A 16,240-nucleotide genomic window follows, 5' to 3' on the forward strand; every position below is an offset into this window, starting at 1 on the left:
CGCCGGCTCACCACCTGAGCAGCCGCGCCCCGACAAGGGCCCCCAACCCGGTCGCGATCAGGATCCCCGCCGAATACCACGTCGCGTAGAACAGCGGCGAATCCTCGTTGCAGAACGTCGAATAGACCGTCGTCGCGATGCCCGCGGCCGCCAGTCCCGCCAGCGCGCCGCTCAGGGCCGGACGGGTCGCCGCGCCGGAGCGGAGGGCGGCGAGGAACCCGGCGTAGAGCGGAACCGACAGGACGACGATGAAGGGCAGGCAAACCGGGATGGAATGGCCGAGGAAGTCGCGCAGCCGCGCCTGTTCCGGTGTCGTGACGAAGGCCCAGAAAAACAGGGCCGCACCCGCCGCCGGGACCAGCCAGATCGCGCGGCGGGTCCGGCCAAGCGATGCTCCGGGGCGGACGGAGCGCAGCGTCAGCACCACGGCCAACAGCCCCAGCACCAGCGGGAGTACGGTCTTCGCCGCCACCACAGGATCGCTTTCCGCCGAGAACAGGGCGTAGCGCGGTCCAAGCAGCCAGAAGAACAGGACAAGCGTCACGGCAAGGCCCGCCAGCAGACCGATCCCGGCGCGCAGGCCAAGGGGGGCGGCGGGGGCTGGGGCCGGGTCGCTGGCCAGCAGGGTTATCAGATCGTCGGTCTTCATCTCTTCGGTATCGTCTCTGTCTTCCGTTTCGGGGCGGCCTGATCGGGACCCGGCCTAATCGGCCCGGTCCGCCTCCGCCCCGGCCAAATCCTTCAGTTTCACCAGTGCGCGGTGATAGGCCACCCGCACCGCCCCCTCCGTCATGCCAAGGCGGGCGCCGACTTCTCCGGCGCTCTGCCCCTCGATCCCGACGGAGCGCACGATTCCCGCGGAATGCGTGTCGATCCGTCCGAGCAGCTGCGCCAGATCGCGCGCCGCCGTCGTGTCTCCGGTCTCTTCTGGCAGCACCTCGGCCACCGTCTCGATCGGCACCTGCCCGCCCTGTCCGCGCCGCCTGCGCCCGGCATCCGCCGTCTTGTAGCGCGCGATGGCATAAAGCCAGGGCGTGACCGGGTCGGCCTCGCGCCATGTATGGCGTTTGGCGTGAACCGCAAGCAGGACCTCCTGCACGATGTCCTCCACATCCTCCGCCCCGCCTGAGCGCTGGCGGCAGATGGTGCGGACGACGGGCGCGACCTCGGCGAGGAACGCGGCATAGGCCGCGCCGTCGCCCCGGTTCGCCCGGCGCAGAAGATCGCTCCAGTGCTGGTTGCGATCCGGCATTCCCCTCTCCATTCGCTCCCCGACCGGCAAACGTTACAGCGATCCGGGAATCGATGGCAATTTCTTCACTCGTTCGTGAGCGATGTAACGATCCCGCCGGACACCGCGAATGGAGGAGCATGGACGCCAATCAAGGCGCCAGTCACATCGCTGCCCGAGGGGCGGCGCACAACGGAGAGAAGATATGAAATCGAACAAGGCCGTCTACGCCACCGCATTTGCAGCCGCCGTTTCCGCAACCGCCATGGTGTCCGCCACCACCGCCTCCGCTCAGGAAGCGGTGAAGTGCTACGGCGTGTCGATGGCCGGCAAGAACGACTGCGCCGCCGGGGCGGGCACGACCTGCGCCGGGACCTCCAAGGTCGATTACCAGGGCAACGCCTGGACGCTGGTCAAGGAGGGCACCTGCGAAACCGCAGAGCCGGTTCTGGCCGACGGCACCAAGGTCATGCTGCCCGAAGGCAAGATGGGCGGCCTGATGGCGCTGGAGCGTGACCTGCCGCAGGGCTGAGGTCTGTCGGACGGGCGGGCATCGGTCCGCCCGTCCGGTTCGCCGGGGCGGCGGGTTGAAGCCCGCGCTGCGGTGACATGACAGATGGGCAAGGCGGGGAATCCTCTCGCCTTGCCACCCCGCCAGACGAGGACCCCGCCATGACCCATGCTTTCCTTCCCGCCGGTGCCGGCGTCGGCTACAAGCCCCGGCACTACGCGGAGATCATGTCCGATCCCGGCCCCGTCCGGTGGCTCGAGATCCACGCGGAGAACTACATGGGCGACGGCGGCCGTCCGATAGCTCAGCTTCGCCATCTCTCAGAACGTTTCCCAGTTTCCGTGCACGGTGTCGGCCTGTCGATTGGCGGCGAGGGTCGTCTCGATCCGGACCACCTCGCCCGGCTGAAACACCTCTGCGACTGGCTGAACCCGGCGAGCTTTTCCGAACACCTCGCCTGGTCGACCCACGATGGTGCCTTTCTGAACGATCTCCTTCCCCTGCCCTATACCGCCGCCACGCTGACCCGCGTCGCCGATCACATCGACGAGGTACAGGAGGTTCTGGGGCGGCGGATGCTGCTGGAGAACCCCTCCTCCTACCTCGCCTTTGCGGAAAGCGAGATGTCGGAGACCGACTTCCTGCGCGACATCGCCGCGCGGACCGGGTGTGGCCTTTTGCTGGACGTGAATAACGTCTTCGTCTCGGCCACCAACCTCGGGCTGTCGGCGCGCGATTACGTGGCCGCCTTTCCGATGGACCGGGTCGGCGAGATCCACCTCGGCGGATATGACGAGGAAGAGGACGACCATGGCGCGCCGCTGCTGATCGACAGCCACGGGCGCGAGGTGGCCGATCCGGTCTGGGCGCTGCTTGACGACGTTCTGGCGCGCACCGGCCCCGCCCCGCTGCTGATCGAATGGGACAATGACGTGCCCGACTGGCCCACACTGGCCGCCGAAGCCGGACGGGCGCGCGACGCACTGGTGCGCGCGGGCGAACGGGCGGCGGCATGACCACGCAGGGCCTCTTTCGCAGCGCGTTGCTGGACCCGTCGTCCGACATGCCGGTTACGCTGACCGATGGTGCGGGGCGCCCCGCCGGGCGGCGCTTTTCGGTCTATCGCAACAATGTCGCCGTCGGACTGACAGAGGCGTTGATCGACGGATTTCCCGCCTGTCACGCCCTCCTCGGGGACGAGATGTTCCGCGCCATGGCCGGGGCGTTCCTGCGCGCGCATCCGCCGGCCTCCCCGGTGATGGCACGGTTCGGAGAGGCGCTGCCGGAGTTCATGGACGCCGCCCCGCAGCTGTCGAAGATGCGCTGGATCGGCGATGTCGCGCGGCTCGAATGCGCGCTGCGGCAAAGCTACCACGCCGCAGATGGCACGCCGCTGTCGCCGGAAGACCTGGCCGCGATCCCGCCCGAAGCTTTGGGCGACACCCGCTTCGGGCTGGTGCCGTCGGTGCGGGTGCTGCTGTCGGACTGGCCTGTGCTGTCGATCCGGCGCCGCGCGCTCGACCCCGCCGCCCCGCAGGCGCAGCCCGGGGCCGAAGACGTGCTGATTCTGCGTCCCGTCTACGATCCCGAACCTCATCTGATGACCCGCGGGGACCTGCCCTTTGTCGAAAGCCTGCGCCGGGGCGCCACCCTTGCCGAAGCCGCCGCCTCGGCAGGGGATGACTATGACCCGACCCGCCTGCTGACCCTGCTGATGCAGAGCCACGCCCTGACCGCACCGGAGAGCTGACATGACCGACCCGACCACCCCGCTCGCCCGCCTGTCGCCCGCGCTGCCCCTGCTGGCGCGCCTGACCTTCGCGGCGGTGCTGCTGCCCTACTTCTGGTCCTCCGCGCTCACCAAGATGGGAAGCGGGGCGTTCGGGCTGTTCAGCCCCTCCCTCGGGGCCTATGCGCAGATCTTCCCGAAGGCGATGGAGGCGGCGGGCTACGACCTGTCGAAGCTCGGCGTGTTTCACTGGGCCGTGGTGACAGGCGGCATGTGGGCAGAGTTCATCCTGCCCGCGCTTGTCGTCGCCGGGGTGCTGACACGGCTCACGGCATTCGGGATGATCGGCTTCGTCGCTGTGCAGACCCTGACCGACCTGTTCGGACACGGGGCGATCGGGCATCCGGAAACGCTCGGCGCGTGGTTCGACCGGGTGCCGGATTCGCTGATCCTCGACCAGCGGGCGCTCTGGGTCTTCCTGCTGGCGGTGCCGGTGGTACTGGGCGGCGGATGGCTCTCCGCAGACCGGCTGATCTTCAGAAATGCGCCTTCGGTTCGTCCGGTCGCCCCGCAGCCAGCGCCATAAGGGCCGCGACGCCGCAGAAGGCCATCGGCCAGATGGTGAAGAAGCCAAGCCCGAAGCCGGTGTACATCCCGAAGACCGAGATCAGAAGCAGCAGCCCGCCCCAGAGCGCACGCGCCTTCACCATGCCCGCCCCGGCAATCGCCAGCATGGGCGACAGGACAGAGGCGATGCGGATCGCCTCGACGTCGCGAACCTGTTCGAACAGGCCCTCGACTTCACCGAACTGTTCGATGGCGGCGGTGTAGCCGTAGCTGAAGACACCGATCAGCAGGCCCATGAGCCCGCCGACGAGACCGAGGATGAGGGCGGCGTTGCGCATCGCTCAGACCCCGAGGTCCGCGCGGGTGGCGGCGGTCCAGCCAAGCAGCATCCGGTCGCCCTCCACGATCAGCGGCCGCTTCATCAGCGTCGGGTGATCGGCCAGAAGGTCCAGGGGCGGGCGGGCGCGGGCGTCTTCGGACAGGCCGCGCCAGGTCGTGGAACTGCGGTTCACAAGCGCATCCCCGAACCGCTCCAGCGCGGATTCCAGGATCGACCGGTCGAGCGGCGATTCCCTTACGTCAACGAATTCCGCCTCCGGCAGCGCCTTGCGCGCGGCCCGGCAGGTATCACAATTTTTCAGGCCGTAGAGCTGCATGGCTTTCCTTCCTTAGGCAGTCCGGCTGACATAGGTAACAAATCGCCAACATTCACCCCGGTTTTGCTTGCTTTTTACATCGGGTCTCCATTCTCCTACCTTATGGCACGGGCGACCGGAGCTGCCCTCTGGCGGAGTTTTCCGCATCCGGTCGCAGGAATACCCCGCAATTCCGCGGGGCGACGACAGAAGGAGACGCGGCATGCCGGTTGGCACCGTTAAGTGGTTCAATACGACGAAAGGCTACGGCTTTATCGAGCCGGAAGAAGGCGGCAAGGACGTTTTTGTTCATATTTCCGCCGTGGAGAGATCGGGTCTGACCGGGCTCGCCGACAATCAGAAGGTCGGTTACGAGTTGCAGGACGGGCGCGACGGTCGCCAGATGGCCAGCGACCTCAAACTCCTCTGACCTGAGTTCCGTTCGATCGTTACAAGGTTTCCGGGCCCGGTTTCTGGCCCGGCCGCTTCAGGCCGGATCCTTGGATGCGGTTTCCATCCAGGCTTCGCCCATGGCGACGATGCAGCTTTGCCCGCTGGCGTAGGTGATGACCATCGCCCAGTCGCCCCTTTTGTCCGTCCAGACCTCCACCACCTGCTCGGGACCGCGCAGCCCCATGCTCTGCCGTTCGCTGTGCAGCTGGCGGGTCAGCTTGTCCTTCATGCGCGCGGTCGGTTCGCAGATCACGTCCGCAATCGGATTGGCCGCGGCGGGGCCGGCAAGGCATAGCAGGATCAGGAGAGGTCGGATCACGGGGCTGGCGCCTGTTCTTGTTGTTTGATCCAAAGTGTAACAGTTTGATGACGAATGGCGAGTTAATTTCGCCGGGGCCAAATAAAAAAGGCGCGCCGGTGGCACGCCTTTGCAATCATTGGTTGTCGTCCGTTCAATTGCTGGGCGACTTGGAGTCCCAGTAGCCCGGCGACTTGGAGTCATAGACCACGCGCGGCGCGGGCTTGTAGTAGCGTTTGCGCTGCGCAACCGGGTGACGCATGTAGTCGGAATAGGTGCCCGCCTGGTTCGGTACGCCGCAGCAGATCACGCCGCCCATCTGGATCGGCTGAAGACCCGAGGGGCAGTAGTTCGCCGCCGGATAGGGGAACAGCTTGGCATCCGCGGCGGCCGGAGCGGCCATGGACAGCAGACCGAGGCCTGCAAACATCATCAGTTTCTTCATCGGTCTGCCCTCGTGAAACATCAGCCTTCTGGCGTCATCGCCATCAGCTTAACACCCTGAGAGCGAAACGCAAAAGGAGAATGCACAAGATATAGCGTGCCCCTCACCGGAACAGCGCGCGGGTGATGAGCACGCCAAGCAGCGCCGCGGTCCCGGTCAGCACCGTTCCCCAGGCAAGGTCTGCCGCAACCATCCTCGGCGCCCAATCCTTCAGCGTGGCATAGTTGGTGAATTCGTAGGTCCCGTAGGCCATGGCTCCGATCAGCGCGCCATTCGCAAGGGCCTGCCACGGCGCGTTGTCGCGCAGCGCGGGGACGGAGACGAACCACACCACGCCAGCCACGTAGAACAGGTAGAACACGGCGGCGGGGCCAAGCCGCAGGTCATCGAGCAGGAGCGGCGCGATCCGCGTTTCGAACAACGGACGCATGACGTTTTTCAGCATGATCGCATCGAGGCCGAGGAAGATCACGGCAGTGGAGAGATAAAGGGTGAGGGTCTGCATGGCGGGCGCTCCTTTGCGGTGTGTACGGGGGAGCGGGGCGGGTGGATTGATCAAAGACCGAGATTTTGGCCTGTTCGCGGTACGTATTGGCTATGACCGTGAGTTATGGAATTCGAGATACCGTACGTTTGTCCCGACACGAGGGGGCTGCCCGGTTCGAGCTTGTCGAAACTGTGTGATTAAGAAATCCGGCGGTGATCCGTACGGCACCGTGAGGATCCGGATACCGAACACGGGGTTGAGCAGATGGCGTAAAGGGTGCGGAGTTGGACAGCGGATTGCCTTGATTTGGTTTGAGATTGACAGCCGCCACCTAAGATCAGGAACAATTCCGGGCAGCAAGAAGCCCACCCTACATTTCACTCACCGCATCAACTCCCGCACCACATACCCCACATCCCCCTCCCCGCGCCGGGACGCCACCTCCCGCCATTCTCCTTCCTGAACCTCCGGGAAGTACGTGTCCGCGCCCTCCACCGCGAGGTCGACTTCAGTCAGCAAAAGCCGCTGCGCCAGGGGCATCATTTCGGTGTAGATGCGGGCGCCGCCGATGCCGTAGATGCGGAAATACCCCTCGGCCAGCGCCAGCTTCACCGCCTCCGCAACCGAGCCAACGACGTGTTCCGCCAGGTCCCGGTCGCGAGACACCACGATATTCAGGCGGCCTTTCAAAGGCTTGACCGGCAGGCTCTCCCACGTGGCGCGGCCCATGATGATCGCGCCTCCGGTGGTTTCGCGCTGGAACAGGGCGAGGTCGGAGGGGAGGTGCCAGGGAATGCCCCCGTCCTTCCCGATGGCGCCGTTGCGGTCGCGGGCTGCGATGAGGGTGATCATACCGCCACCGGTGCGCGGATCGCCGGGTCGGGGCTGTAGTTCAGGAACTCGAAGTCCTCGTAGCGGAAGTCGAAGATCGACCCGACGTCGCGCGTCAGGCGCAGGGTCGGCAGCGGGTGCGGCGTGCGGGTGAGCTGGAGTTTCACCTGCTCCATATGGTTGGAATAGATATGCGCGTCGCCGATGGCATGCACGAAGTCGCCGGGTTCGTAACCCGTCACATGCGCCAGCATCACCTGCAGCAGCGCGTAGGAGGCGATGTTGAACGGCACACCGAGGAACATGTCAGCGGACCGCTGATAAAGCTGGAGGTGCAGCTTCCCGCCCGTGATGCGCACCTGCCAGAGGGTGTGGCAGGGCGGCAGCGCCATCTGGTCGACCTCCGCCGGGTTCCAGGCCGACACGATCAGGCGGCGGGAGTCGGGCGACTTGCCGATCATCTCCACCAGCTTGGCGATCTGGTCGATTTCTCCGACCGGGGTCGGCCAGTGGCGCCACTGGTGGCCGTAGACCGGGCCGAGGTCGCCGTTCTCATCCGCCCATTCGTCCCAGATCGAGACGCCATTTTCCTTGAGGTATCCGATATTTGTGTCCCCGGCGAGAAACCAGAGAAGTTCATGCACGATGGATTTCAGGTGCAGCTTCTTGGTGGTGACCAGCGGGAAACCGTCGGCCAGCGGATAACGCTGCTGCATCCCGAAATAGGATATCGTGCCGGTGCCGGTGCGGTCGGTGGACGGCGTCCCGTGGTCCAGAACGGTCTGCAGGGCATCGTGGTACTGGCGCATCGTCGGCTCCTCTCGGGCGGCGGGGGTCCGGCGAATCCCGGACCGGTCAGGGGCGGAGACATCATTATATGGGATCTCCGCCGGGATGGAACACAATATGCGGTAGGGCATTTGCGCCTCACCATGGGCAATAATCGTTGACAGGATTGACTTTATTCCGCGTCTGGCGGAACCTGTGGACAAAATAAATGCGCCCGAACGGCCATGTGAGGCAGACAGTATGAACAGGATGACCACGGCAGCACTGCTGGCCGCGCTTGCATTGGTGAGTTGCGGCGACGGCACGAACCCTTTCGACGATCCCGCCGAAGAGTCCACGGACCCCGAGGACGACGGCTCCCTGCCCGGCACGACCAACCCGACCGCAACCAGCGCCATCCAGCGCTACGAGGCGGAGACGGAGTCGGGCGGCGGCACCGCGCTCAGCTACGAATACCGCAACGACACGGGGCAGGACGAATTCTACGTCGACAACCTGCCCTTCGACGCGGACAACACCTATTCGCGCGGGGTGGCAATGTCCTCCATCGGGCCGTCGGGCGCGTATCAGGTCTATGAAAGCGACCCGGTGGCGGTCGACCCGGTCACGTCGAACACCGTGGGGACGTTCTCCTACCGGGCGATCTACGGCAAGTCGACGACTGGCAAGGTCCAGTTCGCCATCGTGCGCTCGGGCAACTACGTGGACTACGGTTTCGGCGGCTTCGTCTACCAGCGCAACCTGCAGGCCGATGACGGAAGCTCTGCCGGGTTCGTCCTTCCGACCTGCACCGGGGCCTGCCAGGCGGATTTCGCCGGCGATTACGCGGGACTGAGGGTGTTCGAAGGCAGCGGCGGGCTGGAGTACGTGCAGGGCAACGCCGTGCTCAAGGTGGACTTCGAGGATTTCAACAACGGCAAGACCGGCGCGGTCTTCTACGTGCGCAACCGCCGGGTGTTTGACATCAACGGCAATGACATCACGGCGGGCTACCTGGCCGCACTGGAGGGTCAGGATACCTCTACCACCATCACCAACTCCGAGGTACTCGCGGGCAACCTGCCGAACCTTGTGTCGGCGGTGAATTCGGACGCGGCGGACACCAACGGCGAAGTCAGCGCATCGGTCACCAGCTACGTGACGGACTCCGACGGCGGGGTGACGAACCTCGACACCGGCAACTTCTACGCGATCATGTCCGGCAGCGGCGCGAACGGCGAAGTCGTGGGGATCGTGGTGGTCGAACAGGAAGACCCGCGCTCCAGCGGCAGCGTCACGGCGCAGGAAACCGGCGGCTTCATCCTGTACCGGCAATGATCCGTCGGACCGGGCTGCGCGCGGCGCTGGCCCTGTCGCTGGCGCTCGGCCCCGCCCTTCCGGCGGGGTCTGAGGGCCGGGTTCTGACGCCCGGCCAGATGCGCAATCTCGCTGCCGTGGCGCTGGATGCGCGCGATCCCGGCACCGCGATGACCCTGACTTCCGCCCTGCTCGAACGGGACCCCGAGGATGTGCAGGCGCTGCTGATCCGGTCGCGGGCGGCGCGGGATGCCGGGGATTACCGCTTGGCGGAGAAGACCGCGCGCCAGGCCTGGTCGCTTTCGCAGGATGACCGGACCCGCCATGCCGCATCGCTCGCCATGGCGCAGGCGCTCAGCTCGCAGGGCCAGCGCACGCGGGCGCAGCTCTGGCTGCGGCGGGCGGCACAGGTGGCCCCCAGCCCGGCGGCCAGGGCGGCGGCGGTGCGCGATTTCCGCTACGTGCGGTCCCGCAACCGCTGGTCCACGCAGCTGCAGTTCAACGTCGCGCCGAAATCCAACATCAACAACGGCTCCGCCCGGTCTACCTTTACCGAGATACTCTTTGGCCGGGAATACGAACTCCCCCTGCCCGGCGCAGCGCAGGCGCTTGCGGGGACAGAGCTTTCGGTCGGTGTCGCGACCCGCTACCGCGCGGCAGAAACGACGCGCCGGGCCACCGACCTGACCTTTTCGGCGGGCTACACCACCTATGCGCTGACCGAAGGCGCAAAGACGCTCGCCCCCGGCGCGAAGGGATCGGACTATGCGCTTGGCACGCTGACCACCGGGATCGCGCAGAAGTGGCTCAGCAAGGACGGGCGGACGGAATACACGCTCGACGGCTCCGTCGGGCGCAGCTGGTACAGCGGCGACCCCTACGGCAACCATGTCGAGGCGGAAGCCGGTGTGAACCGGGCGCTGGACCGGAAGACCCGGCTCAGCTTCACCGCCAAGGCAGAGATCACGCGGGGACCAAACGCGCCGCATTCAGACGCCGTCACGCTGTCCGCGCAGCTTGGCCGGGCGTTGGAGGGCGGCGGACAGGTCAGCCTCTGGGTCAGTGCCACGGAAAGCCGGTCCGACGTGAATGTCGCCCGCTTCACCAACTATGCCGCCGGGATCCAGTATGCGCCGGACATGAAGGTCCTGGGCGCCTCGCCCCGGTTCGGGCTGGGGCTGCGCAAGCGGGACTACCCCGTATCCTCCTTCGCGCCGGGCCATCGCAACGATGTGGAGCAGAGCGCCTGGATCGACCTGACCTTCCGCGAGATCGACTATTTCGGCTTTCACCCCACGGTGCGGGTGCAGGCCAGCCGAAGCAATTCGAACATCAACCTTTTCGATATCGACCGCTCCGGCATCTCCTTCGGGATCGGCTCGTCCTATTGACCGCTCGACAGCGGGGCCTGAGCCTCTATCCTCATCCCGAACGACAATTCGGGAGTCACCTATGAAAGTCCGCTATCTGCACACCATGGTCCGCGTGAAGGACCTGGAAAAAAGCATGGCATTCTACGAACTGCTCGGCCTGAAGGAAACGCGCCGGATGGACAGCGAACAGGGCCGCTTCTCGCTGATCTTCATGGCGCCGGAGGGGCACGAGGACTGCCCGGTCGAACTGACCTACAACTGGGACGGCGACGACGGCCTGCCGTCGGACAGCCGGCATTTCGGGCACCTCGCCTATTCGGTCGGCAATATCTACGAGATGTGCCAGCACCTGATGGACAACGGCGTGACGATCAACCGGCCGCCGCGGGACGGGCGGATGGCATTCGTGCGGTCTCCGGACAACATCTCCATCGAACTGCTGCAGGAGGGCGGGTCGCTTGAACCGGCGGAACCCTGGGCCAGCATGGAAAACACAGGGCACTGGTGATCCGCGCGGCCGGCCTCTCCCTCGCGCTTTCGCTCTGGGCCGGGGCGGCCTTGGGAGAGTGCCGGCTCGCGCTGCTGCTGGCGCTGGATGTCTCCGCCTCCGTCGACAGCGAGGATTACGTGCTTCAGCGCGACGGGCTGGCCTCCGCGCTGAACCTGCCCGAAATTCGCAACGCGATCCTGAACGGCGCGCCGGGCGACGTGGCACTGGCGGCCTTCGAATGGAGCGGGCGGTACCAGCAGACGGTGGTGGTCGACTGGACCCTGCTGACCAGCGATGCGGCGATCGACGGCGTGATCGCGCGGATCGCCGGGGCGAAGCGGTCGTACAAGGAGTTTCCGACGGCGCTCGGCTACGCGCTCGGCTACGCGGCGGGCATGCTGCAACGCGCCCCGCGCTGCGACGCACAGGTGATCGACGTCTCCGGGGACGGGACGAACAACGAAGGCTTCCAGCCGCTCAGCGCCTACATGCACTTCCCCTTCGACGAGGTGACGGTCAACGGTCTGGTGGTGATGGGGCGCGAGCCCGAGGTCGTGGAATTCTACCGGACCGAGGTGCTGCGCGGACCCGGCGCCTTCCTTGAAATCGCACGCGGGTTCGAAGATTTCGGCGACGCCATGGCGCGCAAGCTGTTCCGCGAGGTGAACGGTCTGGTGCTTGGCTTCGACGCGGGGGCGGAATGGTCGCCCGGCTGATCCTGCTGCTCGGCCTGCTGGCAGGGCCGGCGCAGGCGGACTGCCGGCAGGCACTTCTGCTGGCCCTGGACGTGTCGGGATCGGTCGATGCGCGGGAATACCGGCTTCAGCTGGACGGGCTTGCGGCGGCGCTGGACGATCCGCAGGTCCGCGCGGCGTTTCTGGCGATGCCGGACGCGCCGGTGCGGCTGATGGTGATGGAGTGGTCGGGTCCGGACTTCCAGCGTCGGGTCGTGGGCTGGCGGGACATCACCGGGACCGAAGCGCTTGGCGGGGTCATCGCAACATTGCGCGGGACGGGCCGGGCGGAGGCCGATCTGTCGACCGCGATCGGATCGGCGCTGATCCGCGGCGGGGCGGAGGTGCAGGCGCAGGCAGACTGCTGGCGGCGGGTGATCGACGTTTCGGGGGACGGCAAGTCCAACGTCGGCCCCCTGCCCGGGTCGGTCGGGACGCCGCTGACCGGTGTCACCGTCAACGGGCTGGTGATCGGAGAAAAGGTGCCGACGGCCGGAGAGGCGCGCTTTCCCGAGATCGGCGAACTCACCGCCTATTACCGCGCCTATGTGCTGCGCGGCGAGGGTGCATTCCTTGAGACGGCCTACGGGTTCGAGGATTTCGAAGCCGCCATGGTTCGGAAGCTGTTGCGCGAATTGCAGGTTATCGCGGTGTCGGAGGCGATGCGCAGCGACGGGGCCGGACTTCCCGCTCCGGAACACCGTCCGGGGCCGCGGCATGGGACAGGTGCTGAACACGGTCCGAAGGTGACGCGCTAACGCCGCGCCACATGGCGATCCGTCTGCACGACACTTGGCGACAAACCGTCGGCCATGCCTCTGGCGATGGCCCGACCGCGCGGCCTCCGGCAACGACCCCGCTGTGCCACTTCTTGCAATGCCACTCTGCGCTGATCTTGGCTACGGCCTCCTTGCGCCGTCTCTGGCACCGATCCGACGACGTTTCTTAAGGTAGACATCCGTCGGCGCTGCCTCTTCAACGAAGCGCCTGTATTGCCCCCGAACGACGTTCCGTCGCCTTGCCTTTGGCGACTATCCGTTGGAACTGTCCCGGACGATGTTTCCTCTGTCCTGCCTCGGGCATCGGCTGCTCTTCGCCGTCTCAGGCACCGATCCATCGACACTTCCCACAGCAGACATTGGTCGGCATGGCCGTTTCAACCATGCGCCCGCGCTGCCTCTCGCGACATTCCGTCGGCGCTTTCCATGGCGATTATCCGTCGACGCAGACCGGGACGTCGGTCTCGCTGTGCCGCCTTCAGGCACCCACAGGGTACCGCATCGCGATGGAATCAGGCCGCGGCGCATGTCCGCGGCCTGTCGCCTTCGACTCACGTTGCCGCCGCACCCTGCGACGGCCCCTTTTGGAAGCGATTTCCGGCTTCCTTTCCCAATGTCCCTTCTGGACAGTCACCCACTGGGGTGATCTGCAGGTCCCGATCCGTCAATAGATATAGCGGATCTGGTCGGACCAGTAGCGTTCGACGCGCCGCAGGGAGGCCGTCGTCAGATCGATCCCGGCAGCGTCGAGGATGCCCCGGCTTGCGATTTCTTCTGACTGGCGCGCGAACAGGGCCGACACGGTATCCCGCACCTCCCGCCCTCTGGGTGTCAGCCGGACCCGGACGGAGCGGCGGTCGATTTCGCACCGCTGATGGTGCATGTAGCCCATTTCGACCAGCTTCTTGAGGTTGTAGCTGACGTTGGACCCCTGATAGTAGCCGCGCGACTTGAGTTCGCCCGCCGTCACCTCGTTCTCGCCGATGTTGAACAGCAAGAGCGCCTGAACCGCGTTGATTTCCAGAACGCCGACCCGTTCGAATTCGTCCTTGATGACGTCAAGCAGCAGCCGGTGGAGTCGTTCCACCAGCGACAGCGCGTCGAGGTAGGTGGCAAGAAAGGCCTGTTCGCCCGCGGGCAAAGGTGTGGGATCGTGCATGGACATGGCTTAACCGGGTCTCCGTCACTTGCTGCTCGGACGGAGATTGGGGGAGAAACCCCAATAAACCGTTAAACGGCCTCAGAAAGTCCGGTCCGGTCCCGAGGAGGCGGTTTCGGCAATGCGGGCGATCATCGGCGCGATCTCTCCGGGGGCCGGGGCCTGGCCGGTGACCCAGAGATAGAGGTCCTGGTCGTTCTCGGACAGGATCACGTCATAAAGGTCCAGCTCCGCCTCCGTCATCGTCGCCAGGTGATGATCGGCGAAGCGCATCATCAGGATGTCCATTTCCTTCATGCCCCGCCGCATGGAGCGCATGGCCATGCGCTTGATCCGGTCCTCGCGCGGTTCGGCCATCAGACGCCTTCCTTCAGCGCCGCGCGCAGGCGCTTTTCCAGCACGCCGAGCCGGGCGACCTTGGCATCCATGTCAGCGCGCAGGTCGCGGACCTCTCCCAGAAGGGCAAGCACGTCGCGCGGCAGGTCGTTAGCCTCGCCCGGCGGTTCGACGCCATCGCCTTCCCCGGTCAGCAGCCAGGGGAGAGAGACGCCGAGCAGCCCGCTCAGCATCGACAGACGGTTGGCGCGGGGTTCGGAATGGTCGTCCTCCCAGCCCCTCAGGGTGCTGAGCTTCACGCCAAGCCGCTTGGCCAGATCGGTCTGGGTCATTCCGGCGGCTTCGCGCGCGGCCGAGAGCCGGTCCCCGAAGGTGGCGCTTTCGGCGGCGTACCAGCCGGTGGTGTCGTCGGTCATGCGATGCTCTCCTCCGATCCCGCTTGAGGGCCGTTTCCATTGCTTCTATGACAGGACCGACCGAAACTCAAACACCGGGGGCCCCTCCCATGCCTTTCCTTTCCGACACCCTGTCGCGCGTCAAACCCTCGCCGACCATCGCCGTCACCAACAAGGCGCGGGAACTGAAGGACGCCGGCAAGGACGTGATCGGGCTTGGTGCCGGTGAACCGGATTTCGACACGCCCGAGAACATCAAGGCTGCCGCGATTGCGGCAATCAACGAGGGAAAAACGAAATACACCGCCGTCGATGGCATTCCCGAGCTGAAGAAAGCCATCTGCGCCAAGTTCAAGCGCGACAACGGGCTGGACTACACGCCCGACCAGGTGACCGTCGGAACCGGCGGCAAGCAGGTGCTCTACAACGCGCTGATGGCGACGCTGAACCCGGGCGACGAGGTGCTGATCCCCGCGCCCTACTGGGTGTCCTACCCCGACATGGTGCTTCTGGCGGGTGGTGAGCCGACCTTCGTGGAAGGCCAGCTTCAGACGAAATTCAAGATCACCGCCGAACAGCTGGACGCGGCCATCACGCCCAAGACCAAGTGGTTCATCTTCAACTCGCCCTCCAACCCGACCGGGGCCGGGTATTCCAGGGCAGAGCTCAAGGCGCTGACCGACGTGCTGAAGAAGCACCCGCATGTCTGGATCATGACCGACGACATGTACGAACACCTCGCCTACGACGATTTCGAATTCTGCACCCCGGCACAGGTCGAACCGGAACTCTACGACCGGACCCTGACCGTGAACGGCGTTTCCAAGGCCTATGCGATGACCGGCTGGCGGATCGGCTATGCGGCGGGCCCGAAGGATCTGATCAAGGCCATGGGCAAGATCCAGTCGCAGTCGACGTCCAACCCCTCCTCCATCTCGCAATGGGCGGCGGTGGAGGCGCTGAACGGGTCGCAGGATTTCATCGCGCCGAACAACGAGATCTTCAAGCGCCGCCGCGACATGGTCTGCGAGATGCTGAACGCGGTCGACGGCATCACCTGCCCGGTGCCGGAGGGGGCCTTCTACGTCTATCCCTCGATCGCCGGGCTGATCGGCAAGACCTCGGCCAAGGGCGTGAAGATCACGGATGACGAAGTCTTCGCGACGGCGCTGCTGGAGGATACCGGCGTGGCGGTGGTCTTCGGCGCGGCGTTCGGTCTGTCGCCCAACTTCCGCATCTCCTACGCGACCTCGGACGAGGCGCTGAAGGAAGCCTGCACGCGCATCCAGGATTTCTGCGCGTCCCTCAGCTGATGGACCGGGTCACGGCGAACCTGCCGGCCCGGGACTTCGACGCGACCGAAGCCTTCTATGGCCGCATGGGGTTCGTGCGGCGCTATCGCGACGAGGGCTGGATGATCCTGGCCCGCGACACGCTCGAGATCGAGTTCTTTCCGCATCCGGAGGTCGATCCATACGGCAGCTGGTTCAGCGCCTGCATCCGCGTCGATGCGCTGGACCGGCTTTACGCGGAATGGCGCGCGCTGGACCTGCCGGACGACCACAGCTCGATCCCGCGCATCACGGGGATCATGGACCGCCCCCCTGTGCCGCGTATGTTTGCCCTGATCGACGCGGACGGTTCGCTGCTCCGCGTTCTGGAAAACGGCTGAGCCCCGCCTCTTGAGCCGCCCGGCCCCGCC

24 protein-coding genes are annotated in these 16,240 nt (G+C 65.8%); 12 read left to right on the forward strand and 12 right to left on the reverse strand.

Features of this window, described 5'->3' with window-relative positions; all coding sequences use genetic code 11:
• Positions 1 to 7: 7 nt before the first annotated feature.
• A complete protein-coding gene (locus IEV87_RS11315; RefSeq protein ID WP_188477782.1) occupies positions 8 to 649 on the reverse strand; it encodes an NrsF family protein in 642 nt (213 codons plus the stop codon).
• A gap of 54 nt (positions 650 to 703) precedes the next feature.
• Positions 704 to 1,252, reverse strand: coding sequence for a sigma-70 family RNA polymerase sigma factor (locus tag IEV87_RS11320; RefSeq protein ID WP_188477783.1), 549 nt, complete (start codon positions 1,250 to 1,252; stop codon positions 704 to 706).
• Between the two features lie 184 nt (positions 1,253 to 1,436).
• Between IEV87_RS11320 and IEV87_RS11325 the strand changes: the two genes are divergently transcribed.
• The 4 genes from IEV87_RS11325 to IEV87_RS11340 all read left to right on the forward strand — a co-directional run bounded on the left by IEV87_RS11325 (position 1,437) and on the right by IEV87_RS11340 (position 4,057).
• Positions 1,437 to 1,763 carry a BufA1 family periplasmic bufferin-type metallophore gene (locus IEV87_RS11325; RefSeq protein WP_188477784.1) on the forward strand — a complete coding sequence of 109 codons (327 nt, stop codon included), beginning with the start codon at positions 1,437 to 1,439 and terminating at the stop codon, positions 1,761 to 1,763.
• A gap of 140 nt (positions 1,764 to 1,903) precedes the next feature.
• Positions 1,904 to 2,758, forward strand: coding sequence for an MNIO family bufferin maturase (gene bufB, locus IEV87_RS11330; protein ID WP_188477785.1), 855 nt, complete (start codon positions 1,904 to 1,906; stop codon positions 2,756 to 2,758).
• Positions 2,755 to 3,492 carry an HvfC/BufC N-terminal domain-containing protein gene (locus IEV87_RS11335; protein ID WP_188477786.1) on the forward strand — a complete coding sequence of 246 codons (738 nt, stop codon included), beginning with the start codon at positions 2,755 to 2,757 and terminating at the stop codon, positions 3,490 to 3,492. Before bufB ends, IEV87_RS11335 begins: the two co-directional genes overlap by 4 nt.
• A 1-nt stretch (position 3,493) precedes the next feature.
• Complete coding sequence (locus IEV87_RS11340; protein WP_188477787.1) at positions 3,494 to 4,057, forward strand: DoxX family protein; 564 nt, start codon at positions 3,494 to 3,496, stop codon at positions 4,055 to 4,057.
• Here the strand turns inward: IEV87_RS11340 and IEV87_RS11345 are convergent.
• Positions 4,008 to 4,376, reverse strand: coding sequence for a hypothetical protein (locus IEV87_RS11345; protein ID WP_188477788.1), 369 nt, complete (start codon positions 4,374 to 4,376; stop codon positions 4,008 to 4,010). The genes IEV87_RS11340 and IEV87_RS11345 overlap by 50 nt on opposite strands.
• Before the next feature lie 3 nt (positions 4,377 to 4,379).
• A complete protein-coding gene (locus tag IEV87_RS11350) occupies positions 4,380 to 4,694 on the reverse strand; it encodes an arsenate reductase family protein (protein WP_188477789.1) in 315 nt (104 codons plus the stop codon).
• 202 nt (positions 4,695 to 4,896) lie between these two features.
• Between IEV87_RS11350 and IEV87_RS11355 the strand changes: the two genes are divergently transcribed.
• On the forward strand, positions 4,897 to 5,103 hold the full coding sequence (locus IEV87_RS11355; RefSeq protein WP_093446579.1) for a cold-shock protein: 207 nt from the start codon (positions 4,897 to 4,899) through the stop codon (positions 5,101 to 5,103).
• A 57-nt stretch (positions 5,104 to 5,160) separates the two neighbouring features.
• Here the strand turns inward: IEV87_RS11355 and IEV87_RS11360 are convergent, their stop codons facing one another.
• The 5 genes from IEV87_RS11360 to IEV87_RS11380 form a co-directional block, all read right to left on the reverse strand.
• Positions 5,161 to 5,445 (reverse strand): hypothetical protein, encoded by a 285-nt coding sequence (locus tag IEV87_RS11360; RefSeq protein WP_229737537.1) that lies wholly within the window; start codon positions 5,443 to 5,445, stop codon positions 5,161 to 5,163.
• A 133-nt stretch (positions 5,446 to 5,578) separates the two neighbouring features.
• Positions 5,579 to 5,869 (reverse strand): hypothetical protein, encoded by a 291-nt coding sequence (locus tag IEV87_RS11365; protein ID WP_229737538.1) that lies wholly within the window; start codon positions 5,867 to 5,869, stop codon positions 5,579 to 5,581.
• A gap of 103 nt (positions 5,870 to 5,972) precedes the next feature.
• The gene (locus IEV87_RS11370) at positions 5,973 to 6,374 is read right to left on the reverse strand and encodes a DUF2177 family protein (protein ID WP_188477790.1); all 402 of its coding nucleotides are present in this window, start codon (positions 6,372 to 6,374) and stop codon (positions 5,973 to 5,975) included.
• Positions 6,375 to 6,737: 363 nt separating this feature from the next.
• Positions 6,738 to 7,208 (reverse strand): dihydrofolate reductase, encoded by a 471-nt coding sequence (locus IEV87_RS11375; RefSeq protein WP_188477791.1) that lies wholly within the window; start codon positions 7,206 to 7,208, stop codon positions 6,738 to 6,740.
• Entirely contained in the window at positions 7,205 to 7,996 is a 792-nt protein-coding gene (locus IEV87_RS11380) for a thymidylate synthase (protein WP_188477792.1), read from the reverse strand. Before IEV87_RS11380 ends, IEV87_RS11375 begins: the two co-directional genes overlap by 4 nt.
• Positions 7,997 to 8,225: 229 nt before the next feature.
• Between IEV87_RS11380 and IEV87_RS11385 the strand changes: the two genes are divergently transcribed.
• The 5 genes from IEV87_RS11385 (at position 8,226) to IEV87_RS11405 (ending at position 12,627) form a co-directional block, all read left to right on the forward strand.
• Positions 8,226 to 9,293, forward strand: coding sequence for a hypothetical protein (locus IEV87_RS11385; protein WP_188477793.1), 1,068 nt, complete (start codon positions 8,226 to 8,228; stop codon positions 9,291 to 9,293).
• A complete protein-coding gene (locus IEV87_RS11390) occupies positions 9,290 to 10,663 on the forward strand; it encodes a surface lipoprotein assembly modifier (RefSeq protein WP_188477794.1) in 1,374 nt (457 codons plus the stop codon). The genes IEV87_RS11385 and IEV87_RS11390 overlap by 4 nt, the downstream gene beginning before the upstream one ends.
• Positions 10,664 to 10,724: 61 nt before the next feature.
• Positions 10,725 to 11,153, forward strand: a complete 429-nt coding sequence (locus IEV87_RS11395; protein WP_188477795.1) for a VOC family protein — start codon at positions 10,725 to 10,727, stop codon at positions 11,151 to 11,153.
• The gene (locus IEV87_RS11400; protein ID WP_229737625.1) at positions 11,147 to 11,851 is read left to right on the forward strand and encodes a DUF1194 domain-containing protein; all 705 of its coding nucleotides are present in this window, start codon (positions 11,147 to 11,149) and stop codon (positions 11,849 to 11,851) included. Before IEV87_RS11395 ends, IEV87_RS11400 begins: the two co-directional genes overlap by 7 nt.
• Positions 11,836 to 12,627 carry a DUF1194 domain-containing protein gene (locus IEV87_RS11405; RefSeq protein WP_188477796.1) on the forward strand — a complete coding sequence of 264 codons (792 nt, stop codon included), beginning with the start codon at positions 11,836 to 11,838 and terminating at the stop codon, positions 12,625 to 12,627. The genes IEV87_RS11400 and IEV87_RS11405 overlap by 16 nt, the downstream gene beginning before the upstream one ends.
• Before the next feature lie 685 nt (positions 12,628 to 13,312).
• Here IEV87_RS11405 and IEV87_RS11410 read toward each other — a convergent pair.
• The 3 genes from IEV87_RS11410 to IEV87_RS11420 all read right to left on the reverse strand — a co-directional run bounded on the left by IEV87_RS11410 (position 13,313) and on the right by IEV87_RS11420 (position 14,559).
• Positions 13,313 to 13,813 carry a MarR family winged helix-turn-helix transcriptional regulator gene (locus tag IEV87_RS11410; RefSeq protein WP_188477797.1) on the reverse strand — a complete coding sequence of 167 codons (501 nt, stop codon included), beginning with the start codon at positions 13,811 to 13,813 and terminating at the stop codon, positions 13,313 to 13,315.
• Positions 13,814 to 13,888: 75 nt separating this feature from the next.
• Positions 13,889 to 14,164 carry a succinate dehydrogenase assembly factor 2 gene (locus IEV87_RS11415; RefSeq protein WP_188477798.1) on the reverse strand — a complete coding sequence of 92 codons (276 nt, stop codon included), beginning with the start codon at positions 14,162 to 14,164 and terminating at the stop codon, positions 13,889 to 13,891.
• Positions 14,164 to 14,559, reverse strand: coding sequence for a helix-turn-helix domain-containing protein (locus IEV87_RS11420; RefSeq protein ID WP_188477799.1), 396 nt, complete (start codon positions 14,557 to 14,559; stop codon positions 14,164 to 14,166). Before IEV87_RS11420 ends, IEV87_RS11415 begins: the two co-directional genes overlap by 1 nt.
• Positions 14,560 to 14,648: 89 nt before the next feature.
• Between IEV87_RS11420 and IEV87_RS11425 the strand changes: the two genes are divergently transcribed.
• Positions 14,649 to 15,851 carry a pyridoxal phosphate-dependent aminotransferase gene (locus IEV87_RS11425; RefSeq protein WP_188477800.1) on the forward strand — a complete coding sequence of 401 codons (1,203 nt, stop codon included), beginning with the start codon at positions 14,649 to 14,651 and terminating at the stop codon, positions 15,849 to 15,851.
• A complete protein-coding gene (locus tag IEV87_RS11430) occupies positions 15,851 to 16,210 on the forward strand; it encodes a bleomycin resistance protein (protein WP_188477801.1) in 360 nt (119 codons plus the stop codon). Before IEV87_RS11425 ends, IEV87_RS11430 begins: the two co-directional genes overlap by 1 nt.
• The last annotated feature ends 30 nt before the right edge of the window (positions 16,211 to 16,240 follow it).

It is taken from the genome of Primorskyibacter flagellatus (assembly GCF_014638275.1).
In the GTDB taxonomy this organism is placed as follows: domain Bacteria; phylum Pseudomonadota; class Alphaproteobacteria; order Rhodobacterales; family Rhodobacteraceae; genus Pseudooceanicola; species Pseudooceanicola flagellatus_A.